We start from the raw sequence: 24,987 nt of genomic DNA, 5'->3' as shown, positions 1-24,987 counted from the left end.
GCGCATCTTTGGAAATGCCGGGCACCGATGGCAGCGCGGCTATCTCACTGCGCAACGCGGTCCAGTGCAGGTTGCTGACGAGAATCTCCCAGCACTCGTGGCACGTGTGAGCTTTCAGTCTGAGGCCACGGCAGCACCGGCAGGATTCGCGGTCGACACGGGCGCGCTATTCGGTCCGAAGGGGGCAATGACCTACGGTTGGGATACAGACGTCACCGCCGACGTGGGTCCAAAGGGCTTGCCCTCTGCTGACTTTGTATCTCCCTTGCTACGTGAGTGCTACGCAGCGCGCAACAGCCTCGGTCCGCGAACCTGGCGGATCCTTTTGGAGCGGGACGAGTACTACTACGTGCGGGTCGTGTGTGGTGAAGCCGCGTACGGGTCGCGCAACGTGGTACTCGTTCAAGGTCAGACAGTGTTCTCCAGGCCAGTCTCGGGAACGACAACCTTCTTCGAGTACCTCTCGGCTGGCCCTGGTGAGTTCGTCGTATCGACCGCCGAGGGCGGCACTGATGACGCCAACAACCCGGTCGCACGAAGGATACGTGCAGCCTCCGACGGAACACTCACAATCCAACTCGGTAAGAGTGGCGAGAGTGGCTGGAGCAGCTTGGCCTATGTCGAGATCTTTCGCGCGAGTTCTGCTCACCCAGCTGGCGACGACGGCACCGACTCGGCGCGCGTGCAGCGCCGTGGGATTCATCACGCGAAGTTCTTCGTCTTCGACCACAAGCGCCTCTGGTGTGGGTCTCACAACATAACTCCGGTCGACCCCGCGTGTCCGCCAGTGCGTAGCGAAGATGCCATTCTCACCGACGAACCCGGAGTGGTGAAGGCGTTCGTGAACGAATTCAATCGCTGGTGGGGTGCTGGAGCCGGTGCGCCGGACCCAGCCGTCGCTCGCACGCTGGTATTCAAGACGCCTACGCCTACTGAGCACCTCGTTCCTGGCGTCCACCTCCCTGGCATCTACTCTTGGAAGGTACGCTTTTCTCCATCGACCACTGTCTCGCCGGGCATCGACCTCTTCAAGGTCATCGACGATCACCTCGCGAGCGCGACGCAAGACGTTCTAGTTTTGATGGAGCAGATTACCGAAGGAGGGGATTTCGATGGGTTCGCAGGTCCGAACGATGTCATTGCCCGGCTCAAAGGGCTCGGCTCTGCGGGATTGCAGGTCCATGGCGTTGTGGGTAACGAGGTATTCCCGTCGTCTCTGGCTGGGCCTGGGCTCGACATAGAGCGCGCGGAAGATATACACAACAAGGCAGTTCTCGTCGATACGCTTCGTGACAACGAGACGCTCCGCCAGGGGCGTGTGCTCTGCGGTTCGATGAACATCTCGCAGAGTGCTATGCACACGAGCCATGAGCAGACGCTTGTTATCGCGGACCCGGCGATCGCGAACCAGTACCTCCAATGTGCGGCAGGTTTCTTCGCCGACCACGGGAATGCGCTCGCGCGCAAGGTCGACGTGGTGATCGTCGTCGATCGCTCCGGCTCGATGAACTCCGTCCTCCCCGATGGCGTCACGAAGATGGAAGCGGCACGCGCGGCAGCAGGAGTTTTCCTATCGCTTTTGGACCTTGAAGGAAACCACCGTGTAGGGATCGTTCCCTTCGGTGCCGCCGTCGACACGATGGCGGAGCGCGCTTTGGGACCGTTGGACTCATCGACGACGGCCGCGTTTGGCTCGGCGATCGCAGCCATCAACACAGGCGGGACGATTGGGGGCGCGACTTGCTACGGACTTGCACTAACCGCTGCGTGGGAACAACTCACGGCCGTCGCGGAGCCCGCGTCACGGCGTCTGGTGGTTTTCCTTTCGGACGGCAAGCAGAACCGCGCCCCTTGGGCCATCGATCGCTACCCCACGCTTGTCGCGAACAACGTCGAGATACACACCACTGCATTCGGAGATCTCTCGACGTCGCCCGAAGGCGCGAACGCGGTTCTCCACGACATGGCGACCGCGAGCGGTGCGACCTTCGCACAAGTCGACAACGACGACATTCACCTACGAAAACGCTTCGCCGACGTTGCCCGCGACGCGCAGGATCTCACAACGATCCTCGAATCCTCCTGGGAGGTCACCCCTGGACTGGTAACCAAGCAGACTTTCCCCTCGGACCTCCCGCAGGGTCGGCTCGTGATTGCATGGCTATGGAGCTCGCACGGCGGTGGGCTGTCGACGGTCACCCTCCGTACGGCATCGGGCAGGACTCTCACTCGAAACAGCCCCGGTGTCCGCGTTCGTCGCGGCGCTGGACACGAGGTGTGGCACGTAGATATCAACCGCGTCGGGCGAGATGACGAAGTCCTGGGCGAGTGGGCAGCGACTGTGCAGGCCAATTATCTCGAACGCGCGCGTTTCCGCTTGGACATGTGCGTCTACGCGACTGAAACCGGCCTGGCACGGATTCAGGCTGAGATCGCGAACCTGGAAGGAAGTACGCGCGAGTTGCGCGTTCGCGTCTGGGATGGCCGATTGCTCGCAAAGGGCGTCCGCGTCTCCACCATGCACGCGCCGCCCGGTCCTTTGCCCCTGCAGGCTCGCTCCGAGCCGATTGCGCTAAAGGATCTCTCAGCTGGCCGCCGCGCTTGGCGCGGAGTTCGTGGAGTTCAACTCCCAGCTACTCCCGGACCTCACGCTGTGCACATCGTTGTCGAGGGTGTTGCCCGCGCCAAACTCACAGATGGCGTAAACCGTGAAGTGCCGTTCCGCCGCGAACTCACGCGCCACTGGCACGCGAGTATCCCGGTACTTCTCAAACCCCACATCGACTTCGTGGCTCTGCGCAAGCGGCGGATTCGATAGATGTCGAGTCCCGCGAGTTCATAGACCCGCTTGTTGAACAGTTCAGGCCGTTGGGCCTGCCACTGCTTGAGCGCCTGGTCGAGAGCGGCCAGAGCATTGCGGCGGCGGCCAGGACGCTGGGCGTGGTCGACCAGACCCTGTTCAACTGGGTCAAGGCCAACCGCCAGGGCAAGCTCACCGGCGTTGACAGCAAGCCCGTGAGCGCCGAGCAGATGGAGATTGCCAGGCGGTCTCCGGGTCGCCTCGTTTTCCCTGTACCGGCCCCCCGCCCAGCACAGTGCCAGCCCATTTCCCCCACCGTGTACATGGTCGACACAGGCGTGTAACACCTACAGTGCGCACCGCTGAGCAGTGACAGACTGCACGGTGCGCCGGGTCGCATCCGGGCGCGATGACTTTCGCAACCGGACGACGTGACCCGACCACGATGAGCAGCTCGCAACCGCTGGTGCGCTTCAAGGGCGTGCAGAAGACCTACGACGGCCTGAGTCTGGTCGTGCGTTCACTGGACCTGGACATCCGGCGTGGCGAGTTCCTCTCGCTGCTCGGGCCCTCCGGCTCGGGCAAGACCACCTGCCTGATGATGCTGGCGGGGTTCGAGTCGCCCACCGCCGGGGAAATCCTGCTGGACGGGGCGCCGATCACCCGCACGCCGCCGCACCGGCGCAACTTCGGGATGGTGTTCCAGAACTACGCGCTGTTCCCGCACATGACGGTGTCGGACAACGTGGCCTACCCGCTGACGGTGCGCAAGGTGCCGAAGGCGGACATCGCCAGCCGCGTCGAGAAGGCGCTGGGCATGGTGCAGCTGGTTGGCAAGGGCGACCGCTACCCCTCGCAGCTCTCCGGCGGGCAGCAGCAGCGCGTGGCACTGGCCCGCGCGCTGGTGTTCGAGCCGCAGCTGGTGCTGATGGACGAGCCGCTGGGCGCGCTGGACAAGCAGCTGCGCGAGCACATGCAGATCGAGCTGAAGGAGCTGCACCGCCAGCTGGGCGTCACGTTCGTCTACGTGACACACGACCAGGGCGAGGCGCTGACGATGAGCGACCGCGTGGCGGTGTTCAACGACGGCGAGATCCAGCAGATCGACGCGGTGGAGGAGCTGTATGAGCGCCCCGCGAACCGCTTCGTGGCGGGCTTCGTCGGGGACAACACGGTGCTGGCCGGCACGGCCGGTGCGGCCGAGGGCCGGCTGTGCGAGCTGGTGCTGCCCACGGGCGAGCGCCTGGCGGGCATCAACGTCAACGGCGCCGATCCGGGCCAGGCAGTGGTCGCCTCGGTGCGGCCTGAGCGCATCGAGGCGCTGCTGCAGCCGCCCGCCGAGGGCAGCGAGCTGAGCTCGAACGTGGTGCAGGCCGCGATCAGCGACGTGATCTATTTCGGCGATCACCTGCGCCTGCGCTGCGCCATCGCCGGGCAGGCCCAGGCGACCGTGAAGGTGCCGCTGGGGTCGGCCATGGCGCCGCACGCCGGTCAATCGGTGTGGTTGCGCTTCCCGAGCGAGTTCCTGCGCATCTATCTTTGAGAGCGGCGAGCAGCCGCCAAACCCACGACAGGTCCCACCTGGCACTTTCCAACCTGCCCCCCTGTCCTTCACCCGAGGAGTCCGTTGATGAACAAGCAAGTCCCCGTGTCCCTGGCCGCCGTTGCGCTGGCTGGCCTGATGTCGCTGCCGGCGTTCGCGCAGAGCCAGTTGACGGTGGTCAACTTCGGCGGTGCCAATGGCAACGCGCAGAAGAAGGCCTACTACGAGCCCTTCGAGAAGCAGACCGGCAGCAAGCTGGTGACGGTCGAGTACAACGGCGAGCAGGCCAAGGTCAAGGCCATGGTCGAGGCGAAGAATGTGACCTGGGACGTGGTCGAGGTTGAGAGCCCGGACATGGGCCGTGGCTGCGACGAGGGCCTGTTCGAGAAGCTGGACTACAGCAAGATCGTCGACAAGGCCGCGCTGGCCCCGAAGGCCGCCGTGACCGAGTGCGGCGTCGGCATCTTCGTGTGGTCCACCGTGATGGCCTACAACGCCGACAAGCTCAAGGACGCACCCAAGACCTGGGCCGACTTCTGGGACACCAAGAAGTACCCCGGCAAGCGCGGCATGCGCAAGGGCGCGCGCTACAACGTGGAATTCGCGCTGATGGCCGACGGCGTCAAGCCCGAGGACGTCTACAAGGTGCTGGCCACCAAGGAAGGCGCCGACCGCGCCTTCAAGAAGCTGGGCGAGCTCAAGCCGAGCATCCAGTGGTGGGAAGCCGGCGCGCAGCCGCCGCAGTTCCTGGTCGCCGGCGACGTGGTGATGTCCACCGCCTACAACGGCCGCATCGACGCCGCCCAGCGCGAAGGCAAGAACCTGCGCGTGCAGTGGGTCAACCAGATCTATGACCTGGAGTACTTCGGCATCGTCAAGGGCTCCCCCAACAAGGACAACGCCTACAAGTTCCTGAAGCTGGTGCTGAGCGCCGACCATCAGGGCGAGTACGCCAAGAACATCGCCTACGGCCCGACCAACACCCAGGCGCTGGCCAAGCTCGACGCCAAGACGCTGGGCAACCTGCCCACCGCCACCGGCAACATGAAGGGCGCGATCGAGTTCAACATCAAGTTCTGGGCCGACCAGGGTGAGGCGCTGGAGAAGCGCTTCGCCGCCTGGGCCACCCAGTAATCCGCTCCAAGTAATCCGCCGCCAGACGACAGGGGCCAGCGCTCATGAGTACCTCCGCGGTGACCGCCCTGCCGGCGGTCGGATCGCCTGAGCTGCAGCGCTCGCTGCAGCGAGCCGACCGCCGTCGGCGCCTCACCGCGGTGGGGCTCACCCTGCCCCTGCTCGTCTTCCTGCTGCTGACGCTGCTGGTGCCGATCGGCGCCCTGCTGGGACGGGCGATCGAAAACCCCGAAGTGGCCCGGGCCCTGCCCCGCACGGGCGCAGCATTGGCCGGCTGGGACCACAAGTCCGAGCCGAGCGCCGCCGCCTTCGCCGCGGTCGCCCAGGACCTGGGCGCGCTGGCGGAGGGCTCGGACGCCGGTGCCCTGGCCCGGCGCCTGAACAGCGAGGTGCCCGGCGGGCGCTCGCTGATCATGGGCACCTACCGCGCGGTGCACGGCGACTGGAAGGACCAGCCGCTGACCGATGCCGCGGCGGTGCGCGAGCGCATGGTGACGCTCGACGAGCGCTGGAAGGAGCTCAAGTACTGGCAGGCCATCGGCAAGAACGCCGAGCGCTGGACGCCGGACTACCTGCTCACCTCGGTGGACCTGCGGCGCGGCGTGGGAGATGGCCTTTTCAGCGGCATCGAACGCGTCGACCCCGACCAGCGCGTGTTCACCGGCATCCTGCTGCGCACCTTCGAGATCAGCCTGGAAGTCACGCTGCTGGCCCTGCTGCTGGCCTATCCGCTCGCCTACTGGCTGTCGACGCTGTCCGCCCGCCAGGCCAACGTGCTGATGATCCTGGTGCTGGTGCCGTTCTGGACCTCCATCCTGGTGCGCGTGGCCGCCTGGATCGTGCTGCTGCAGCGCGAGGGGCTGGTCAACAAGGCGCTGCTGTCGCTGTCGGTCATCGGCCAGCCGCTGGAGCTGCTGTTCAACCGCACAGGGGTGATCATCTCGATGACGCACATCCTGCTGCCCTTCATGATCCTGCCGCTGTACAGCGTGATGAAGTCGGTGCCGCCCACCTACCAGCGCGCCGCCGTCTCGCTGGGCAGCACGCCCTGGGCCGCCTTCTGGCGCGTCTACGTGCCGCAGACCTACGCGGGCATCGGCGCGGGTGCGCTGCTGGTGTTCATCCTGGCGATCGGCTACTACGTCACCCCGGCGCTGCTGGGCGGGCCGAACGACCAGATGATCAGCTACTACATCGCCCAGTACACCAACGTGGACGTCAACTGGGGCATGGCCTGCGCACTCGGCGCCGTGCTGCTGGTGGCCACGCTGATCCTGTATGCGGTCTACCGCAAGATGGCCAAGGCCGAACTGAGCCTGGGTTGAACCGGGGGAGATCGCGATGCAACTGCCCACCCTTCCTGTGTTCCCCGCTTACTACACCCTGTTGGACAAGGCCGGCTGGTGGGCGCTGCGCGCCTTCGGCGTCGCGCTGCTGGCCTTCCTGCTGCTGCCGATCCTGGTGATCGTGCCGCTGAGCTTCTCGGCCAGCTCCTTCCTCGCGTACCCCATGCCCGGCTGGAGCCTGCAGTGGTACGAGAACCTCTTCACCTCCGCCGAGTGGGCCCGCGCCGCCAAGAACAGCTTCATCGTCGCCCCGGCCGCCACGGTGGTGGCCACCGTGCTGGGCACGCTGACGGCGGTCGGCCTCGCGCGGGTGCAGTTCCCCGGCAAGGGCCTGCTGATGAGCGTGCTGATCGCGCCGATGGTGGTGCCCATCGTCGTGGTGGGCGTGGCCACCTACCTCTTCTTCGCCCGCATCGGCCTGGCCGACACCTACATCGGCCTGATCATCGTTCACGCCGCGCTCGGCGCGCCCTTCGTGGTCACCACCGTGCTGGCCACGCTGCAGGGCTTCAACCACAACCTGGTGCGGGCCTCGCTGAGCTGCGGCGCCACCCCGCTGGAATCCTTCTTCCGCGTCACGCTGCCGGTGATCGCCCCGGGCGTCATCTCTGGTGCGCTGTTCGCCTTCGCCACCTCCTTCGACGAGGTGGTGGTCACCCTCTTCCTGGCCGGCCCACACCAGGTGACGCTGCCTCGCCAGATGTTCACCGGCATCCGCGAGAACATCAACCCGACGATTGCCGCGGTCGCCACACTGCTGACGATCTTCACCACCGCGCTGATGCTGGTGCTGGAGTGGATCCGCGGCAAGCGGCGGTGATGCCCCCCACGGCGATGGGGTCGGTGGATCAGCCCGCCCAGGCACGCGCCTTCCGCGCGCTGCACCAGCGGCCGGGCATCTTCGTCATGCCCAATGCCTGGGACGCCGGCAGCGCCCGCCTGTTGGCGGCGGCCGGGTTTGCAGCCCTGGGCAGCACCAGTGCCGGCATTGCCTTCTCGATGGGCTGGCCCGACGGCGACGCGCGCATGACGCGCGAGCGGATGCTCGCGCAGGTGCAGGCCATCGCCGCAGCCGTGCCCCAGCCCGTCAGTGCCGACCTGGAGTCGGGCTACGGGGCCACGCCGGACGAGGTCGGCCAGACGATCCGCCTGGCCTGGCAGGCCGGCGTGGTGGGCGCCAACCTCGAGGACGCCACCGGCCAGCCCGCCCGCCCGCTGTTCGACCTCCCGGAGGCGGCCGAGCGCCTGCGCGCCGCGCGCGCGGCGGCCGACGCGCTGTGCCCCGACTTCACCCTCACCGCCCGCATCGACAGCTTCCTGGTCGGCGCCCCTCAGCCACTTGACGACGCCCTGCGCCGCGCCGAGGCCTACCGGGCAGCGGGCGCGGACTGTCTCTTCGTGCCCGGTCTCCGCGATGAAGCGACCATCCGCACCCTGGTCGAAGCCGTTGGCCTGCCACTGACCGTGGTCATGGGCCTGACCGGCAACCCGCTGACGGTGCCCCGGCTGCAGGAACTGGGCGTGCGCCGCGTGAGCATCGGCGGCAGCCTGGCGCGCGCCGCCTGCGGCCTGATCCGCCGCGCCGCGGAGGAGATGGCCGTCCACGGCAGTTTCGGCTTCGCCGATCAGCAGATCCCGGATGGCGAGCTGTGCCGGTTCTTCGCCGAGGAGCAGCCCTGATGAACCCGCCACCGCTGCTGAACCAGCCCCTGTCCGGCAACGCCATGCCCCGCTTCGGCGGGGTGGCCACCATGATGCGGCTGCCCACGGCCACCACAGCCACCATGGCGGCGGGGCTGGACGCGGCCTTCGTCGGCGTGCCGCTGGACATCGGCACCTCGCACCGCCCGGGCACTCGCTTCGGGCCGCGCGCGATCCGCGCCGAGTCGGCGCTGATCCGCCCCTACAACCTGGCCACGGGCGCGGCGCCCTTCGACGCACTGCAGGTGGCCGACCTGGGCGACGTGCCCATCAACACCTACTCGCTGGAGAAGTCGGTCGAGATCATCAGCGGCTTCTACCGCGACCTGCTGGCCCAGCCCGGGCGCAGTGGTCGGCTGGTGCGCCCGCTGACGCTGGGGGGCGACCACACGATCGCCCTGCCGATCCTGCGCGCGATGGCCGAGCACCACGGCCCGGTGGCGCTGATTCACGTCGATGCCCACGCTGACGTCAACGAGGACATGTTCGGCGAGCGCATCGCGCACGGCACGCCCTTTCGCCGCGCGGTGGAGGAAGGCCTGCTGCGCAGCGACAAGGTCTGGCAGATCGGCCTGCGGGGCAGCGGCTACGCGGCCGACGACTTCGACTGGCCGCGCCGCCAGGGCTTCACCCTCGTGCCCGCACACGAGGTCTGGTGGACCTCGCTGGCCCCGCTGATGGCGCAGATCCGCCAGGCCATCGGGCCCGAGACGCCCTGCTACCTCAGCTTCGACATCGATGGCATCGACCCCGCCTACGCCGGCGGCACCGGCACGCCGGAGATCGGCGGGCTGACCGTGCCGCAGGCGCTGGAGATCATCCGCGGCTGCCGTGGGCTCAATCTGGTGGGCGGCGACTTGGTGGAAGTCTCACCGCCTTACGATCCCACCGGCAACACCGCGCTGCTGGGTGCCAACCTGCTGTACGAAATGCTCTGCGTGCTGCCCGGGGTGCCGCTGCGCTGAGGCACAGCGAACCTGGCCGACACGCCTTCCCTAGCCTTCATCCCTCTCAGGAGACGCCACCATGAACCTGCCAACCTCGCCGCTGGCCCTGCTCGCCGACCCCAGCCTGCTCAAGACCGACGCGCTGATCAACGGCGAGTGGGTCGCCGGCAGCAGTCGCTTCGACGTCACCGACCCGGCCACCGGGCTGAAGCTGGCCGACGTGGCCCGCCTGGGCGCGACCGAGACCGAGGCCGCGATTGCCGCCGCCAACGCCGCCTGGCCGGCCTGGCGCGCCAAGACCGCCAAGGAGCGCGCTGCGATCCTGCAGAAGTGGAATGCGCTGCTGGTCCAGCACGCCGAAGACCTGGGCCGCATCATGACGGCCGAGCAGGGCAAGCCGCTGCCGGAAGCCAAGGGCGAGGTGGTCTACGGCGCCAGCTTCGTCGAGTGGTTTGCCGAGGAGGCCAAGCGCGTCTACGGCGAGACCATCCCGACCACCGACGGCAACAAGCGCTTCCTGGTGCTCAAGCAGCCGATCGGTGTGTGCGCGGCCATCACGCCCTGGAACTTCCCGATCGCGATGATCACCCGCAAGGTCGCTCCGGCGCTGGCCGCCGGCTGCCCGGTGGTGATCAAGCCGGCCGAGCAGACGCCGCTGTCGGCCCTGGCCTGCGCCGAGCTGGCACAGCGCGCCGGCATGCCCCCGGGCGTGTTGAACATCCTCACCGGCGACGCCGACAGCTCGATCGCCATCGGCAAGGTGCTGTGTGAGTCCGACGTGGTGCGCCACCTCAGCTTCACCGGCAGCACCGAAGTCGGCCGCATCCTGATGAAGCAGTGCGCGCCGACGATCAAGAAGCTCGGCCTGGAGCTGGGCGGCAACGCGCCCTTCATCGTCTTCGACGACGCCGACATCGACAGCGCCGTCGAGGGCGCGATGGTCAGCAAGTACCGCAACGCCGGCCAGACCTGCGTCTGCGCCAACCGCCTGTACGTGCAGGACGCGGTCTACGACCAGTTCGTCGAGAAGCTGGCCGCCAAGGCCGGGGCGATCAAGGTGGGCAACGGCTTCGAGGCCGGCGTGACCCAGGGCCCGCTGATCGACGAGCAGGCGCTGGCCAAGGTCGAGTCGCACGTGGCCGACGCGGTGAGCAAGGGCGCCACGGTGGTGGTCGGCGGCTCGCGCCTGGCCGGCCCGCTGGGCGAGCGCTTCTACACCCCCACCGTGCTGGCCAACGTCACCTCCGAGATGCTCTGCGCCCGCGAGGAAACCTTCGGCCCGGTGGCGCCGGTGTTCCGCTTCAAGACCGAGGCCGAGGTGATCGAGATGGCCAACGCCACCGAGTTCGGCCTGGCGAGCTACTTCTTCAGCCGCGACATCGGCCGCATCTTCCGCGTCGGCGAGGCGCTGGAGTACGGCATGGTGGGCATCAACACCGGCCTGATCTCGGTGGCCGAGGTGCCGTTCGGTGGCGTCAAGCAGTCCGGTCTGGGTCGCGAGGGCTCGCACCACGGCATCGACGACTACATCGAGCTGAAGTACCTCTGCCTCGGGGATATTCTGAAGTAACCCCCTCGTTGCGGCCGGCCTCGCGCCGGCCGCACATCGGTCTAACGGCAAGTCGTCAGCTTCAAGGACGACGCCCGGTCGCGGAACACGATCGGCTGCGCGGGCGGTTCGCCGGCGGCGGCGCGGCGCTCGGCGTCGGCCACCGCTTCTTGCACCAGGTGATGGTGCGGGCTCTTGCTGCACACCGGGTCGGCGGCGTCCACGTCCTTGGAGAGCATGTAGGCCTGGCAGCGGCAGCCGCCGAGGTCGCGTTCACGGTGCTCGCAGCTGCGGCAGGGGTCCTTCATCCACCCGGTGCCGCGGAAGCGGTTGAAGCCGGGGCTGTCGAACCAGATCTCGCGCAGGCTGGCCTCGCGCACGTTCGGGAAGCTCAGGCCCGGCAGCATGCCCGCGGTGTGGCAGGGCAGCGCGGTGCCGTCGGGCGCGATGTTCAGGAAGGTGCTGCCCCAGCCGTTGACGCAGCGCTTGGGCTGGCCTTCGTGGTAATCCGGGGCGACGAAGAAGAGCTTCATCTTCCCGGCCAGGCGCTCGCGCCAGGCGTCGGTCACCGCTTCGGCGCGCTTGAGTTGGTCGTGGGTGGGCAGCAGGTGGGCGCGGTTCACCTCGGCCCAGGAGTAGTACTGGGTGTTGGCCAGCTCCAGGTACTCGGCGCCCAGCTCGGCGGCCATCGCGATGATGCGGTCGACGTGCTCGATGTTCAGGCGGTGGATCACCACGTTCATCACCATCGGCCAGCCCTGGTCGCGGATCATCTTGGCGACGCGCTGCTTCAGGTCGTAGGTGCGGGTGTGCGAGAGGAAGTCGTTGATTTCCTTCGTGCTGTCCTGGAAGGACAGCTGCACGTGGTCCAGCCCGGCGGCCTTGAGTGCGGCGGCGCGCGCGGCGGTCAGGCCCACGCCGGAGGTCAGCAGGTTGGTGTAGTAGCCCAGCCGGCGCGCCTCGGCCACCAGCTCTTCCAGGTCGTCGCGCAGCAGGGGCTCTCCGCCGGAGAAGCCGCACTGCACCGCGCCCAGCTCGCGCCCCTCGCGCAGCACGCGCAGCCAGTCGGCGGTGCTCAGCTCCTGCTCGTGGCGGGCAAAGTCCACCGGGTTGTAGCAAAACACGCAATGCAGCGGGCAGCGGTAGGTCAGCTCGGCCAGCAGCCACAGCGGCGGGCCGGGGCGGTCCAGCACGGAGGCCAGCCCCGCCAACGGCGAAGGTGACGTGGGTGACGAAGCAGTGGCTACCAGCGATTCAGGCGCGATCGTCATGGCCGGCCCGTCAGTTCCATTCGACCCAGCGCTGCTGCCGCGCCATGCCGGCAAAGGCGGCGATCTCACCCGCCAGCCCGCTGGTCGCAAAGGCCTTCTCCACGCTGGCGACGATGGCCGCCCAGGACCGTTGCCCGTCGCAGCGGTTCAGGATCTCGCCCGCACTCTGGTTCAGCCTGACCATGCCTTCCGGGTAGAGCAGCACGTGGCAGTTCTGCACCGGCTCCCACTGGAAGCGGAAGCTGCGGCCGATGCGGGGCACCGCAGCCGCCCAGGCGGGGTCGTCGGCCAGCGCCGCGCCGCCCGTGGCGGGAGCCGACGTCGGCGCTGCCGTCATGCGTTCACCCCGTAGCGCTGCGCCATCGCGTCGTTCATGGCCCAGAGGATGTCGAGCTTGAACTGCAGGATGTCCAGCGCGCGCTGCTGCAGCGCCCGGGTGTTGAAGTGGTCCAGCGTCACCGCCAGGCCCTGCTCCACGTCGCGCCGCGCCTGGCTGACGCGGTTGCGGAAGTACTGCAGGCCCTCGGACTCGATCCAGGGGTAGTGCTCCGGCCAGGTGGCCAGACGCTGCTTGTGGATTTCGGGCGCGAAGAGCTCGGTCAGCGACGAGCACACCGCCTCCTGCCAGGGGACGCGGCGGGCGAAGTTGACGTAGGCGTCCACCGCGAAGCGCAACGCGGGGATCGCGTGGCGCTCGTCCATCACCTCCTCGCGGCTCAGGCCCACCGCCTCGGCCAGGCGCAGCCAGGCCTCGATGCCGCCAGCGTCACGGATCGTGCCGTTCGGCCCGGTGATCTCGAAGCCGTCGTGGTCCAGGATGCGCTGGATCCAGCCGCGCCGCACCTCGCGATCCGGGCAGCTGGCCATGATGGCCGCGTCCTTGACCGGAATCGCCACCTGGTAGAGGAAACGGTTCGCCACCCAGCCGCGCACCTGCTCGGGCGTCGCACGGCCGGTGTTCAACATCACGTTGAACGGGTGGTGGATGTGATAGGCACGGCCGCGCTCGCGCAGCTTCGATTCAAACTCAGCAGGGGTCCAGGCGGTCATTGGAGCCCCTCGTTCGACGGATACGTCGACCGATCCCCCGAGGGGATTCGGGCCGGCTTGGGGGCGGCCCGGCGCTCGGCCCGCAGCTTCTGGTCACACATGTCAGTTGCTCCACCGCGCTTCGCGCGACCCGCGACGCATGAAACGGGCGTGTAATGCGGTGGCGGCGTCCGGCGCAGAGGTCGGTTCGTACTTGGTGTCTCGAACCCGTATGTCAGTTGGACCCGCGGCTCCACGAGCACCCCGCACTGTCGCCTTGGGCTTCGCGCCCCTGAGCACGCATCCTAGAGTTCGATGACGTGGGCCGCATGCCGATGTCGCCGCGGACTGGAGGCGATCATGGAAGTGATCTACCCGCGCTGCGCCGGACTGGACGTGCACAAGGAGACGGTGGTGGCGTGCGTGCGCATCGCCCGCGACGGCCCACCCTTGCAGGAGGTGCGCACCTTCCAGACGACTACCTCGGGCCTGCTGGCCCTTGGCGACTGGCTCGACTCCTTCGGCGTCGAGCACGTCGCCATGGAGGCCACCGGCGTGTACTGGAAGCCAGTGTGGCACGTGCTCGAAGGCCACTTCGAGCTCGTGCTGGCCAACGCCGCGCACGTGAAGAACGTTCCTGGCCGCAAGACCGACGTCAACGACGCGATGTGGCTGGCGGACTTGCTGGCCCACGGCCTGATCCGCGCCAGCTTCGTGCCGCCGGTGGCGGTACAGGAACTGCGCTCGCTCACGCGCACCCGCAAGCAGTTCGTGCGCGAGCGCAGCGCGCACGTCCAACGCATCGAGAAGGTGCTCGAAGACGCCAACTTGAAGCTTGGCGTCGTGCTGGCCGATATCGTGGGCAAGAGCGGCCGGGCCGTGTTGCAGGCCCTCATCGGCGGCGAGCGCGATCCCGAGCGCCTGGTCTCGCTGGTCAGCGTGCGCGTCAAGGCCAGCCGTGCCGAGTTGCTCGAAGCGCTGCGCGGCCGCGTCAGCGCTCACCACCGCTTCATGCTCAAGCTGCACCTGGGGCACATCGATGCGCTGGATCAGGCCATCGCCGCCATCGAGAAGGAGGTGGGTCAAGGGCTGGCGCCCTTTCGGCACGCCGCCAAGCTGCTGAGCACCATGCCGGGCCTCAGCGAGGTCAGCGCCCATGTGGTCGTGGCCGAGATCGGTATCGACATGTCGCGCTTCGCCACCCCGGCTCATCTGCTGTCCTGGGCCTGCATGTGCCCGCGCAACGACGAGAGCGCCGGCAAGCGTCGCAGCGTTCGCTTGCGCCGTGGCGGCAGGTGGCTCAAGACCACCCTCGTGCAAGCCGCCTGGGCAGCCATCAAAGTCAAGGGCAGCTACCTGCAGGCGCAGTTCCACCGCCTGCGCGCTCGTCGCGGCGCCAAGAAGGCGATCATCGGCGTGGCCGCCTCGATGCTCACCGCGGCTTGGCACATGCTGCGCGACGGCACCGAGTGGCATGACCTCGGCGCCGCCCACTTCGATCGCGCCGACGCCCACAAGACCGCCACCCGACTGGTGCGCAGGCTTCAGCAGATCGGTTACGCCGTACAACTCACGCCGGCTGCATGAAGATAGTTTCATCCTAGATCTCCAAAGTCCAACCGTCCTCGCAGACCTCGATGCGATGCGCAGCCAGTTCGGCGCGCTGCGGCGAGTCCTCGTCGAGGATCGGGTTGGTGTTGTTGATGTGGATGAGCAGACGGCGGGTGGATGCCGGCAGGCGGTCCATCCACTCGATCATCCCGCCCGCACCGCTTTGCGGCAGGTGGCCGATGTCGCGCGCGGTCTTGCTCGACAGGCCCAGGCGGATCATCTCGTCGTCGGTCCAGAAGGTGCCGTCCACCAGCACCGCGTCGGCCGAGGCCATCGCGTCGAACACCGCCGGGCTGATCTCGCCCAGGCCGGGCGCGTAGAACAAGCGGCGGCCGCTGCGGTTGTCGGTGATCGTCACGCCGATGTTGTCGCCCGGCACGCCCGCCTCGCGGTGCGGCGAGTACGGCGCCGCCTTGCTGGTCAGCGGCAGCGCACGCAGCGTCAGGCCGTTCGCACCGCCCACGCCGGGGACTTCGAAGGGCGCTCCGTCCAGCGCGATGCGCTCGCGACGCACACCGCAGTAGTGGCCGAGCACATTCAGCAGCGGCAGGCCGGTGGTGAGGTCCTCGTAGACCGGGTCGGTGCACCACAGTGGCAGCGGCTGGCCGCGCTCGCGCAGCATCAGCAGGCCGGTGCTGTGATCGATCTGCCCATCGATCAGCAGCACGCCGGCAATCGCCGTGTCACGCTGGCGCCGACCCGGCTGCAGCGCCGGGTTGCTGCGGATCTGCTCCAGCACATCCGGCGAGGCGTTGAAGAGGATGCCCTCGGTGGCTTCAGGGCCACCGTCCGAGCCGTCATCCGGCCGGACGAAGATCGACGACTGCGTGCGCGCCTTGGCCCTCAGCGTGCCGGCGCGCCAGCCGGCGCAGTTGGCGCAGTTGCAGTTCCACTGCGGAAAACCGCCGCCGGCCGAGCTGCCCAGGATGGTGATGCGCATGGGATCGTCGATCAGGGATCGGGGAGTTCAAAAGCAAATGGCGCCGCCGGCCCACGAGACGCGGCGGCGCCGGGGAACCGCTCAGTTCAGCGTGCGGCCACGTACATCGTGATCTCGAAGCCGAAACGCAGGTCGGTGGCGACGGGGGTTTGCCATTGCATGGTGAGAACTCCGTGGAACGAGGGTGAGGGGGAACGGAACAGGAGACGACGCCGTCCGGTGGAGCCGGTGGCAGCGGGGATCGAAGACCCCGGAACGCATCTTCCCCGCTCGCTCGCGGCGCACACAGCCGGCCCGGCATGAATCGCGGCTCATGAAAATCATGAATCTCGCGGCGCACCGGCCAGCGCCAACCCCAGCGGGTCATCGCCGCCGCGCGGCACGCATACCATCGGCGCCGTGTTACAGGTCCCGCCCTCGCCACCGCCCCCCCCGGCCAGCCTCGCCCCGTCAGCGCCCGTCGCCGTGCATCTGCTCGACACGGGGGATCGCCACCGCGTGCACGTCGAGCAGCACGGCCACCCGCAAGGCCGGCCCGTGCTGCTGCACGGCAAGGCCGACCCTGCGAGGATCCCGCCATGACCCTGCGCCTGAAGATCCACCTCATCGTCGGCGCGCTGATGCTGGCCTTCATGGCCGCGATGTTCGGACTGCAGCTGCAGTCGATGCGCGCCTCGGTCAACGAGGAGATCGCCGCCGCCCACCGCGTGGCGCTGCAGATGCTCAACCGCATCACCTGGGCCTACGCCGCCCAGGGCACCCCGGCGCTGCGCCACTACCTGCAGGGGCTGGGCCGGGTGCGGGCGCACGACATCCTGCTCTTCGATGCGGCCGGCAACGAGCTGTACCGCTCGCCGCCTTCACCCTACAAGCAGGGCCGCGATGCGCCGCAGTGGTTCCAGGCGCTGGTGGCGCCGCAGACGCTGGCGCAGTCGATCAGCTTCCCGGACGGGCGGCTGGAGCTGCGCGCCGACGCCTCGCGCTCCGTGCTCGACGCCTGGGACGAGCTGACCCGCCTGGCCGGCGTGGCCCTGGCTGCGCTGCTGCTGGCCAATGCGCTGGTGTACTGGCTGGTGGGCCGCACGGTGCGCCCGTTCGGGCACATCGTCCAGGCGCTGGAGGGGCTGCAGGCCGGCGGCTTCGACCGCCCGATGCCCCCGCTGCCGCCCCTGCCCGGGCGCGAGGCGCACGCGATCGGCGAGGCCTACAACCGCATGCTGGAGCAGCTGCGCCACCACCTGGAGACCGAGCGGCGCGCCGACCGCGCCGAGGCCCAGCTGGCCGACAGCCGCGAACTCACGCGCTGGATCGACCAGCACGTCGAGGCCGAACGCCGCCTGATCGCCCGGGAGCTGCACGACGAGCTTGGGCAGAGCGTCACCGCCATGCGCAGCCTGGCGCTGGGCATCGCGCGGCGCACGCAGACGGGCGACGCCCCCTCGGCGCAGGCCGCGCAAACCATCGCCGACGAGGCCTCGCGGCTGTACGACGCCATGCACGGCATCATCCCGCGCCTGACGCCGCTGGTGCTGGACCACTTCGGCCTGGTCGACGCCCTGGGCGACCTGGCCTCGCGCACCCGCCGCGCCCACCCGGACCTGCAGTTGACGCTGCACACCGACCTGGGCGAGCGCCCGGTCGATGCCGAAATGACCCTGGCGCTCTACCGCGCCGCCCAGGAGGGCCTGACCAACGCGCTGCGCCACGGTGAGGCCACGCAGGTGCGCATCGACCTGGTGGCCCGTGCCACCCCCGTCGAGCAGGTCGAGCTGTGTGTCACCGACAACGGCCACGGCCCCCCGGCCGAGCCCCGCTCCACCCGCGGCCACCACGGCCTGGCGTGGCTGGGCGAACGGGCCCAGTCGCTGGGCGGCAGCCTGAACCTCGAACCCGTCCCGCCGCGCGGTGCCCGCCTGCGCCTCAGGCTGCCCATGCCATCATCCGCGCCCCCGATCGAACCTGGAGACCCGATGCGATGACGACCCGCGCAGACCCCGCCACACGCGTCACCCGTGTGATGCTGGTGGACGACCACGCGCTGGTGCGCATGGGCTTTCGCATGCTGCTCGGCGAGGCCGACTGCGAGGTGGTGGCCGAATGCGGCACCGGCGAACAGGCCTGCCAGACCTACCCCAGCGCCCAGCCCGACGTGGTGGTGATGGACCTCTCGATGCCCGGCATGGGCGGCATGGAGGCGCTGCGCCGCATCCTGGCGGCCGACCCCAAGGCGCGCATCCTGGCGCTGTCCGCCCACGAGGACACCGCCCACCCCCAGCGCGCCCTGCGCAGCGGCGCGATGGGCTACCTCGCCAAGCGCAGCGCGCCCGAGTCCCTGCTGCAGGCGGTGGCCGCCCTGATGCGCGGCGAGCGCTACGTGGACCCGCAGACCGCCCAGGCGCTGGCCGTGGCCCAGCTCGACGGCGGCTCGGCCCACCCGGCGGACCGACTCTCCGAGCGCGAGTTCGCCGTCTTCATGCAGCTCGCCCGCGGCCAGAGCGTGGCCCAGATTGCCGACCACCTGAAACTCTCGCCCAGCACCGTGGGCACCCACCTCTACAACGTCAAGCAGAAGCTCGGCGCCGGCAACCAGAGCGAGCTGACGCTGGTGGCGCTGCGCTGGGGGCTGCTGGACGCCTGAACGGCCGGGCGGCGGCCGCGCCGCGTTGGACCTCGGTGCGGCCCGGGCAAGCGGCGCTGGTAAGCTCGCCGCCAACCCAGGCCCCCACCACGACACCATGTTCACCGGCATCGTCCAAGCCGTCGCCACCATCGTGGCCATCAACGACCAGCCCGGTCTGCGCAGCTTCACGCTGGAGTTTCCGCCCGGCTTCATCGACGGCCAGGAGATCGGCGCCAGCGTCGCCTGCGACGGCGTGTGCCTCACCGTCACGCGCCACCAGGGCGAATGCCGGGCCGACTTCGACGTGATGCAGCAGAGCCTGGCGCTGACCACGCTGGGTTCGTTCGGCGTGGGCGGGCGCCTCAACGTCGAGCGCGCCGCGCGCGACGGTGTCGAGATCGGCGGCCACCCGCTCTCCGGCCACATCGACTTCCAGGCCCGACTGGACAGCATCCGCCAGCCGCAGAACAACCACGTGCTGCGCATCGCCGTGCCGGCGCCCTGGATGCGCTACGTATTCCCGAAGGGCTACATCGCGGTCAACGGCGCCAGCCTGACCGTGGCGGAAGCCGGCCGCGAGACCGACGGCAGCGGCTGGTTCGAAGTCTGGCTGATCCCCGAGACGCTGCGCCAGACCACCTTCGGCGCGCGCCAGAGCGGCGATGCGCTGAACATCGAGATCGAGCGCGGTACCCAGGTGATGGTCGACACGGTGCGCGCCACCCTGGAAGAACGCCTCGGCCCGCTGCTGCCCGCCCTGGAAGCCCTGCTGCGCGAGCGCGGCGCCAGCATCGAGGCCCTGGCCGGCATCCCCGCGGCCCTGCCCGCCCCCACCTCCGAGAGCAGCCAATGACCAACCCAAGCACCCCGTCCGAACCCCATCCCGCGGTAGTGCCGGCCGTCGTCCCTGGCATCAGCGAGGACCTCCCCAACGACGAGGCCAGCGTGCTCGCCGCCACGCGCACCTGGCTGGAGCGGGCCGTGATCGGCCTGAACCTCTGCCCCTTCGCCAAGGCGGTACACGTCAAGCAGCAGATCCGCTACGTCGTCAGCCAGTCCACCGAGCCCGAGCAACTGCTGGGCGAACTGGAGGCCGAGCTGAAGCTGCTGGCCGACGCCGACCCCGAGCAGGTCGAGATGACCCTGCTGATGCACCCGCGCGTGCTGCAGGACTTCATCGACTACAACGACTTCCTGGACATCGCCGACCAGGCCCTGGAGCGCATGGAGCTGGATGGCGAGCTGCAGATCGCCAGCTTCCACCCCGACTACCAGTTCGAGGGCACCGCCTTCGACGACATCTCCAACTTCAGCAACCGCTCGCCCTACCCCACCCTGCACCTGCTGCGCGAGAGCAGCATCGACGCGGCGGTGGAGGCCTTTCCGGACGCCGCGGACATCTACGAGCACAACATCGAGACGCTGGAGAAGCTCGGCCGGCGCGGCTGGATCGAGCTGTTCAAGGCCTGACACCTGCGAGACAGAAGGCCCTGCGCCGCGCAGGTACCTTGCGCTTCCCGCCATGATGGCGCCCGAACGTCCGGGACTGCCCGAGCAAGGAACCGCATGAGCACCGCCAGCCACCAACTGCACGACGAGATTGCTGCCACGCTGGAGCGATGGCGCGCCGATGAGGCCCGCGTGCGCCAGCACCTGGCCGCGCCAGGCATCTCGCGCCCCGAGCAGGTCATGGAGAAGACGGGCCTGCAGATGTTCGAGGCCATCGGCAGCGGCGAGTTGCCCTCGGTGCCGATCGGCGCCGCGCTGGACTTCTTCCCGATCGAGTTCGAGCCCGGCCGCATGGTGTTCCAGGGCCACCCGAGTGCGCGCTTCTGCAACCCGATGGGCACGATCCATGGCGGCTGGATCGCCACACTGCTCGACTCGGCGGTGGCCTGCGCCATCCACACCACCCTGCCAGCCGGCCGGAGCTACACCACGGCCGAGCTGAAGGTCAGCTACCTGCGCGCCCTGACCCCGGACGTGCCGCTGGTGCGCGCCGAGGGCAAGATCATCAGCGCTGGCAGGCAGGTGGGCTTTGCCGAGGGCCGGCTCTACGGGCCGGACGGGCGGCTGTACGCCCACGCGACGACCACCTGCGTGGTGCTGCAGCCGCGCTGAAACACCGGCCCGCCGCGGCGGGCCAGCCCGGTGGTCAGGCCTTCTTGATGTACTCGGACTTGAGCTGCATCGAGCCGAACCCATCGATCTTGCAGTCAATGTCGTGGTCGCCCTCGATGAGGCGGATGTTCTTCACCTTGGTGCCGACCTTCACGACCGCCGAGCTGCCCTTGATCTTCAGGTCCTTGATGACGGTGACGCTGTCGCCGTCGTTGAGCACGTTGCCGTGGGCGTCCTTCCAGACGCGCTGCACCTCGGCCGCTTCCGCGGGGGCCGCCTCCCGGCTCCATTCGTGGCTGCACTCCGGGCAGATGTAGTTCGCGCCGTCCTCGTAGACGAAGGTGGACTGGCACTGGGGGCAGGGAGGCAGCGGAGTCATCGGGTCGGATCGCAACAGTGATTCAGCCGGCAGTATAGGTTTGCGCCCCTGGCTTTCCGCCGATCATTTCCATACACTTCGAACGATGGAAGAAAAAGACGCCGTCCTCTCCCTGGCCGCCCTGGCCCAGGCCATGCGCCTGCGCGTGTTCCGCGCGCTGGTGGGCGCCGGACCGCAGGGGCTGACGCCGGGTGCGCTGTCGGCACTGCTCGACGTGCCGGCCTCCACGCTGTCCTTCCACCTGAAGGAGCTGATGCACGCCGGGCTGGTCACGCAGGAGCGCGATGGCCGCAACCTGATCTACCGCCCCTCGATCCAGCAGATGAACGACCTGCTGGCCTACCTCAGCGCCCACTGCTGCCAGGGCGAGCCCTGCGGCGCCGCCGAGGTGGCTGGCACGCCGGCAGGGGGCTGCGCGGGCTGCTGACGTCCCGCTGCGCCCGTACGTGAGCGCCCTGTGTGTCACCGAATGGTCATACGTCATTTCTAAAATAATCGAATCATTCGAGGTTCCAGTTCTGATTTCCAGTTTCTGATGGAGTTGCGATCGTGAGAGTCGGCATCAATGGCATGGGGCGCATCGGGCGGCTGGCGCTGCGGGCGGCGATGGGCGCGGCGGAGCGGCCCGCGGACGACCCCCGCGCGGACAACCGGCTGGAGGTGGTGCACCTCAACGAGCTGAAGGGCGGCGCCGCCGCCACGGCGCACCTGCTCGAATTCGACAGCGTGCAGGGGCGCTGGCGCAACCGCATCGCCGCCGACGGCGACGCCGCGCTGTGGATCGGCGAGCGCCGGCTGGGCTTCTCCTCGCACGCCACCGCTGCCGAGATCCCCTGGGGCGACCTGGGCGTGGACGTGGTGCTGGAGTGCACCGGCAAGTTCCTGACGCCGGACACGCTGCAGGGCCACCTGGACCGCGGCGCCAAGCGCGTGATCGTCGCGGCGCCGGTCAAGGTGGGCGACGTGTTGAACGTGGTCGTCGGCGTCAACGAGCACCTGTACGAGCCCGCGCGCCACCGCATCGTGACGGCCGCCTCCTGCACCACCAACTGCCTGGCGCCCGTGGTGAAGGTGGTGCACGAGGCCCTGGGCATCCGCCACGGCCAGATCACCACCATCCACGACCCGACCAACACCAACCTGATGGTCGATGCGCCGCACAAGGACCTGCGCCGCGCCCGCAGCGCGATGCTGAGCCTGGCGCCCACGACCACCGGCAGCGCGACGGCGATCGCGCTGATCTACCCCGAGCTGAAGGGCAAGCTCAACGGCCACGCGGTGCGCGCGCCGGTGCTGAACGCCTCGCTGACCGACTGCGTCTTCGAGCTGCGGCGCGAGACCACGCCGGCCGAGGTGAACGCGCTGTTCGCCCAGGCCGCCCAGGGCGTGCTGGCCGGCATCCTCGGCTACGAGGAGCGCCCGCTCGTCAGCGCCGATTACGCCCGCGACACGCGCAGCTCGATCGTCGACGCGCCCTCGACGATGGTCACCGACGGCACGCTGCTGAAGGTCTACGCCTGGTACGACAACGAGATGGGCTACGCCTGCCGCATGGTCGACCTTGCCTGCCACCTGCAGCGCCAGGGCCTCTGAGGCGGCCATGAACCACGAGCACGCGCAGGGGCTGAGCGCCGGATCCGCCCAGGCCGGGCGAGGGGCGAGGAACTACGCCATCGTCACCGCCGCCTACTGGGGCTTCACCCTCAGCGACGGTGCGCTGCGCATGCTGGTGCTGCTGCACTTCCACCGCCTGGGCTACTCGCCCTTCACGCTGGCCTTCCTGTTCCTGCTCTACGAGGCGATGGGCGTGGTGGCCAACCTGGTCGGCGGCTGGCTGGCCACGCGCTACGGCATTGCACGCATGCTGGCGGTGGGCTTGGCCACGCAGATCAGCGGCTTCCTGCTGCTGTCGGCGCTGTCGCCGGGGTGGACCGCGGCGATGTCGGTGGCCTGGGTGGTGCTGGCCCAGGGCGTCTGCGGCGTCGCCAAGGACCTGACCAAGACCGCCAGCAAGTCGGCGATCAAGCTCACTGCGGGCGAGGCGTCGGGCCAGCTCTTCAAGTGGGTGGCCTTCTTCACCGGCAGCAAGAACGCGATGAAGGGCGTCGGCTTCTTCCTCGGCGGCGTGCTGCTGCAGGCGGTGGGTTTCCAGCAGGCGCTGTGGGGGATGGCAGCGCTGCTGGCACTGGTGCTGGTCGGCGTCCTGGCCTTCGTGCCACCGCTGATGGGCAAGAGCCGCGCGTCGACGTCGGCCCGGGAGCTGTTCGCCAAGAACCGCGGCATCAACCTGTTGGCCGCCGCCCGGGTGGTGCTGTTCGGCGCGCGCGACGTGTGGTTCGTCGTCGGCGTGCCGGTTTTCCTGTACTCGGCCGGCTGGAAGTTCACGATGGTGGGCGGCTTCCTGGCGCTGTGGACGATCGGCTACGGCGCGGTGCAGGCCCTGGCGCCGGCCCTGGTGCGGCGCAGCGACGACGGGCTCAGTGCCGAGGTGCCCGCCGCCCGCCTGTGGTCGGCGCTGCTCGCGCTGGTTCCGATGGTCCTGACCGGGCTGGTGGTAGCCCGGGTGCCGCACCTGGAGTGGGTTGTCGTCGGTGGGCTCGCGGTGTTCGGCATCGCCTTCGCGGTCAACTCCTCGGTGCACTCCTACCTCGTGCTGGCCTATGCCGGGTCGGAGAAGGCGGCCGAGGACGTCGGCTTCTACTACGCCGCCAACGCGCTGGGCCGCTTCGCCGGCACGCTGATGTCGGGCCTGCTCTACCAGTGGACCGGCCTGGTCGGCACGCTGGCCGGCTCGGCGCTGCTGCTGGTGGCCTGCTGGGGGATCACTCTGGCCCTGCCGACGCGGCCCCCCCTGAGGACCTGACCATGACCGATGCCCCCGCCCCCGCCCCGATGAGCGTCTTCGAGCGCTACCTCACCGTCTGGGTCTTCCTGTGCATCGTCGTGGGCATCGCCCTCGGCCAGTGGCTGCCCGGGCCCTTCCAGACCATCGGCCGCATGGAGGTGGCGCAGGTCAACCTGCCGGTGGGGCTGCTGATCTGGGTGATGATCATCCCGATGCTGCTGAAGATCGACTTCGGCGCGCTGCACCAGGTGCGCCAGTACTGGCGCGGCATCGGGGTGACGCTGTTCGTCAACTGGGCCGTCAAGCCCTTCTCGATGGCGCTGCTGGGCTGGCTGTTCGTGCGCCAGGTCTTCGCCCCCTGGCTGCCCGCCGCGCAGCTGGACAGCTACATCGCCGGGCTGATCCTGCTGGCCGCGGCGCCCTGCACTGCGATGGTCTTCGTCTGGAGCCGGCTGACCGGCGGCCACCCGCTGTTCACGCTCAGCCAGGTGGCGCTCAACGACACCATCATGGTGTTCGCCTTCGCGCCCATCGTCGGCCTGCTGCTGGGCCTGTCGTCGATCGCGGTGCCCTGGGCGACGCTGGTGACCTCGGTGCTGCTCTACATCGTCATCCCGGTGGCGATTGCCCAGGCCTGGCGCCGCGCGCTGCTGCGCCGCGGGCAGGACGCCTTCAACACCGCGCTGGCAAAGATCGGCCCCTGGTCGGTGCTGGCGCTGCTGGCCACGCTGGTGCTGCTCTTCGCCTTCCAGGGCGAGGCCATCCTGGCGCAGCCGCTGGTGATCGCCATGCTGGCGGTGCCGATCCTGATCCAGGTCTTCTTCAACTCGGCACTGGCCTACTGGCTCAACCGCCGCCTGGGCGAGTCGCACAGCGTGGCCTGCCCCTCGGCGCTGATCGGCGCGAGCAACTTCTTCGAGCTGGCGGTGGCCGCGGCGATCAGCCTGTTCGGCTTCCAGTCCGGCGCGGCGCTGGCCACCGTGGTCGGCGTGCTCATCGAGGTGCCGGTGATGCTGCTGGTGGTGCGCGTGGTCAACCGAAGCCGGGGCTGGTACGAGGCAGGTTCCCCCGCCCGGCTTGACGGCGCGCAATGCGACCGCCCACCGCTGGCGCATCCTTCAGTCAGGCTGCCGGAGGGCCGGCAGGGAGTT

23 protein-coding genes and 2 pseudogenes are annotated in these 24,987 nt (G+C 68.9%); 19 read left to right on the top strand and 6 right to left on the bottom strand.

Annotated features, from left to right (window positions below):
• Nucleotides 1–187 precede the first annotated feature (187 nt).
• The 9 genes and pseudogenes from NGK70_RS12970 to NGK70_RS12930 all read left to right on the top strand — a co-directional run bounded on the left by NGK70_RS12970 (nucleotide 188) and on the right by NGK70_RS12930 (nucleotide 11,041).
• The gene (locus tag NGK70_RS12970) at nucleotides 188–2,818 is read left to right on the top strand and encodes a VWA domain-containing protein (RefSeq protein WP_251973606.1); all 2,631 of its coding nucleotides are present in this window, start codon (nucleotides 188–190) and stop codon (nucleotides 2,816–2,818) included.
• 20 nt (nucleotides 2,819–2,838) lie between these two features.
• Nucleotides 2,839–3,045: pseudogene (locus NGK70_RS12965) on the top strand (transposase); the annotation flags it as partial.
• Between the two features lie 200 nt (nucleotides 3,046–3,245).
• Complete coding sequence (locus NGK70_RS12960; protein WP_251973605.1) at nucleotides 3,246–4,343, top strand: ABC transporter ATP-binding protein; 1,098 nt, start codon at nucleotides 3,246–3,248, stop codon at nucleotides 4,341–4,343.
• Between the two features lie 87 nt (nucleotides 4,344–4,430).
• Entirely contained in the window at nucleotides 4,431–5,477 is a 1,047-nt protein-coding gene (locus tag NGK70_RS12955; RefSeq protein ID WP_251973604.1) for an ABC transporter substrate-binding protein, read from the top strand.
• Nucleotides 5,478–5,521: 44 nt separating this feature from the next.
• A complete protein-coding gene (locus tag NGK70_RS12950; RefSeq protein WP_251973603.1) occupies nucleotides 5,522–6,802 on the top strand; it encodes an ABC transporter permease in 1,281 nt (426 codons plus the stop codon).
• Nucleotides 6,803–6,818: 16 nt separating this feature from the next.
• Complete coding sequence (locus NGK70_RS12945; protein ID WP_428985594.1) at nucleotides 6,819–7,643, top strand: ABC transporter permease; 825 nt, start codon at nucleotides 6,819–6,821, stop codon at nucleotides 7,641–7,643.
• Entirely contained in the window at nucleotides 7,643–8,503 is an 861-nt protein-coding gene (locus NGK70_RS12940; protein ID WP_251973602.1) for an isocitrate lyase/PEP mutase family protein, read from the top strand. The genes NGK70_RS12945 and NGK70_RS12940 overlap by 1 nt, the downstream gene beginning before the upstream one ends.
• Nucleotides 8,503–9,489, top strand: coding sequence for an agmatinase (gene speB, locus NGK70_RS12935; protein WP_251973601.1), 987 nt, complete (start codon nucleotides 8,503–8,505; stop codon nucleotides 9,487–9,489). The genes NGK70_RS12940 and speB overlap by 1 nt, the downstream gene beginning before the upstream one ends.
• Before the next feature lie 61 nt (nucleotides 9,490–9,550).
• Complete coding sequence (locus NGK70_RS12930; RefSeq protein ID WP_251973600.1) at nucleotides 9,551–11,041, top strand: NAD-dependent succinate-semialdehyde dehydrogenase; 1,491 nt, start codon at nucleotides 9,551–9,553, stop codon at nucleotides 11,039–11,041.
• A 41-nt stretch (nucleotides 11,042–11,082) separates the two neighbouring features.
• Here NGK70_RS12930 and pqqE read toward each other — a convergent pair whose 3' ends face one another.
• From pqqE to pqqC, 3 genes are read right to left on the bottom strand one after another with little or no spacing between them, the layout of a single operon-like run.
• Nucleotides 11,083–12,291, bottom strand: a complete 1,209-nt coding sequence (pqqE, locus tag NGK70_RS12925) for a pyrroloquinoline quinone biosynthesis protein PqqE (protein WP_251973599.1) — start codon at nucleotides 12,289–12,291, stop codon at nucleotides 11,083–11,085.
• Nucleotides 12,292–12,301: 10 nt separating this feature from the next.
• On the bottom strand, nucleotides 12,302–12,628 hold the full coding sequence (gene pqqD, locus NGK70_RS12920; protein ID WP_251973598.1) for a pyrroloquinoline quinone biosynthesis peptide chaperone PqqD: 327 nt from the start codon (nucleotides 12,626–12,628) through the stop codon (nucleotides 12,302–12,304).
• On the bottom strand, nucleotides 12,625–13,341 hold the full coding sequence (pqqC, locus tag NGK70_RS12915; RefSeq protein ID WP_251973597.1) for a pyrroloquinoline-quinone synthase PqqC: 717 nt from the start codon (nucleotides 13,339–13,341) through the stop codon (nucleotides 12,625–12,627). The genes pqqD and pqqC overlap by 4 nt, the downstream gene beginning before the upstream one ends.
• Nucleotides 13,342–13,680: 339 nt before the next feature.
• Here pqqC and NGK70_RS12910 point away from each other — a divergent pair, with 339 nt between their 5' ends.
• Nucleotides 13,681–14,907: an IS110 family RNA-guided transposase gene (locus tag NGK70_RS12910; RefSeq protein ID WP_251969340.1), complete on the top strand. Its 1,227-nt coding sequence runs from the start codon at nucleotides 13,681–13,683 to the stop codon at nucleotides 14,905–14,907.
• 13 nt (nucleotides 14,908–14,920) lie between these two features.
• Here the strand turns inward: NGK70_RS12910 and pqqB are convergent, their stop codons facing one another.
• Together pqqB and pqqA are read right to left on the bottom strand one after the other, a co-directional pair.
• The gene (gene pqqB / locus NGK70_RS12905; RefSeq protein ID WP_251973596.1) at nucleotides 14,921–15,871 is read right to left on the bottom strand and encodes a pyrroloquinoline quinone biosynthesis protein PqqB; all 951 of its coding nucleotides are present in this window, start codon (nucleotides 15,869–15,871) and stop codon (nucleotides 14,921–14,923) included.
• Nucleotides 15,872–15,957: 86 nt separating this feature from the next.
• Nucleotides 15,958–16,032, bottom strand: coding sequence for a pyrroloquinoline quinone precursor peptide PqqA (gene pqqA / locus NGK70_RS12900; protein ID WP_251973770.1), 75 nt, complete (start codon nucleotides 16,030–16,032; stop codon nucleotides 15,958–15,960).
• A 417-nt stretch (nucleotides 16,033–16,449) separates the two neighbouring features.
• Here pqqA and NGK70_RS12895 point away from each other — a divergent pair, with 417 nt between their 5' ends.
• From NGK70_RS12895 to NGK70_RS12875, 5 genes are all read left to right on the top strand, one after another.
• On the top strand, nucleotides 16,450–17,850 hold the full coding sequence (locus NGK70_RS12895; protein ID WP_251973595.1) for an ATP-binding protein: 1,401 nt from the start codon (nucleotides 16,450–16,452) through the stop codon (nucleotides 17,848–17,850).
• A complete protein-coding gene (locus NGK70_RS12890; protein ID WP_251973594.1) occupies nucleotides 17,847–18,509 on the top strand; it encodes a response regulator in 663 nt (220 codons plus the stop codon). The genes NGK70_RS12895 and NGK70_RS12890 overlap by 4 nt, the downstream gene beginning before the upstream one ends.
• A gap of 97 nt (nucleotides 18,510–18,606) precedes the next feature.
• Nucleotides 18,607–19,344, top strand: coding sequence for a riboflavin synthase subunit alpha (locus tag NGK70_RS12885; RefSeq protein WP_251973593.1), 738 nt, complete (start codon nucleotides 18,607–18,609; stop codon nucleotides 19,342–19,344).
• Nucleotides 19,341–19,961 carry a DUF1415 domain-containing protein gene (locus NGK70_RS12880; RefSeq protein ID WP_251973592.1) on the top strand — a complete coding sequence of 207 codons (621 nt, stop codon included), beginning with the start codon at nucleotides 19,341–19,343 and terminating at the stop codon, nucleotides 19,959–19,961. Before NGK70_RS12885 ends, NGK70_RS12880 begins: the two co-directional genes overlap by 4 nt.
• 96 nt (nucleotides 19,962–20,057) lie before the next feature.
• The gene (locus tag NGK70_RS12875; protein WP_251973591.1) at nucleotides 20,058–20,612 is read left to right on the top strand and encodes a PaaI family thioesterase; all 555 of its coding nucleotides are present in this window, start codon (nucleotides 20,058–20,060) and stop codon (nucleotides 20,610–20,612) included.
• 34 nt (nucleotides 20,613–20,646) lie between these two features.
• Here the strand turns inward: NGK70_RS12875 and NGK70_RS12870 are convergent, their stop codons facing one another.
• Nucleotides 20,647–20,991, bottom strand: coding sequence for a zinc ribbon domain-containing protein YjdM (locus NGK70_RS12870; RefSeq protein WP_251973590.1), 345 nt, complete (start codon nucleotides 20,989–20,991; stop codon nucleotides 20,647–20,649).
• 85 nt (nucleotides 20,992–21,076) lie between these two features.
• Here NGK70_RS12870 and NGK70_RS12865 point away from each other — a divergent pair, with 85 nt between their 5' ends.
• From NGK70_RS12865 to arsB, 4 genes and pseudogenes are all read left to right on the top strand, one after another.
• Nucleotides 21,077–21,418 (top strand): ArsR/SmtB family transcription factor, encoded by a 342-nt coding sequence (locus tag NGK70_RS12865; protein ID WP_251973589.1) that lies wholly within the window; start codon nucleotides 21,077–21,079, stop codon nucleotides 21,416–21,418.
• Between the two features lie 122 nt (nucleotides 21,419–21,540).
• A complete protein-coding gene (locus NGK70_RS12860) occupies nucleotides 21,541–22,584 on the top strand; it encodes an ArsJ-associated glyceraldehyde-3-phosphate dehydrogenase (protein WP_251973588.1) in 1,044 nt (347 codons plus the stop codon).
• Between the two features lie 7 nt (nucleotides 22,585–22,591).
• Nucleotides 22,592–23,854, top strand: a complete 1,263-nt coding sequence (arsJ, locus tag NGK70_RS12855) for an organoarsenical effux MFS transporter ArsJ (RefSeq protein ID WP_251973587.1) — start codon at nucleotides 22,592–22,594, stop codon at nucleotides 23,852–23,854.
• A gap of 2 nt (nucleotides 23,855–23,856) precedes the next feature.
• Nucleotides 23,857–24,894: pseudogene (arsB, locus tag NGK70_RS12850) on the top strand (ACR3 family arsenite efflux transporter); the annotation flags it as partial.
• Nucleotides 24,895–24,987: the final 93 nt, after the last annotated feature.

It is taken from the genome of Sphaerotilus microaerophilus (assembly GCF_023734135.1).
Lineage (GTDB): Bacteria > Pseudomonadota > Gammaproteobacteria > Burkholderiales > Burkholderiaceae_C > Sphaerotilus > Sphaerotilus microaerophilus.
Note: the sequence above shows the minus strand (reverse complement) of the source record. Positions and strands in the feature narration are given on the sequence as shown.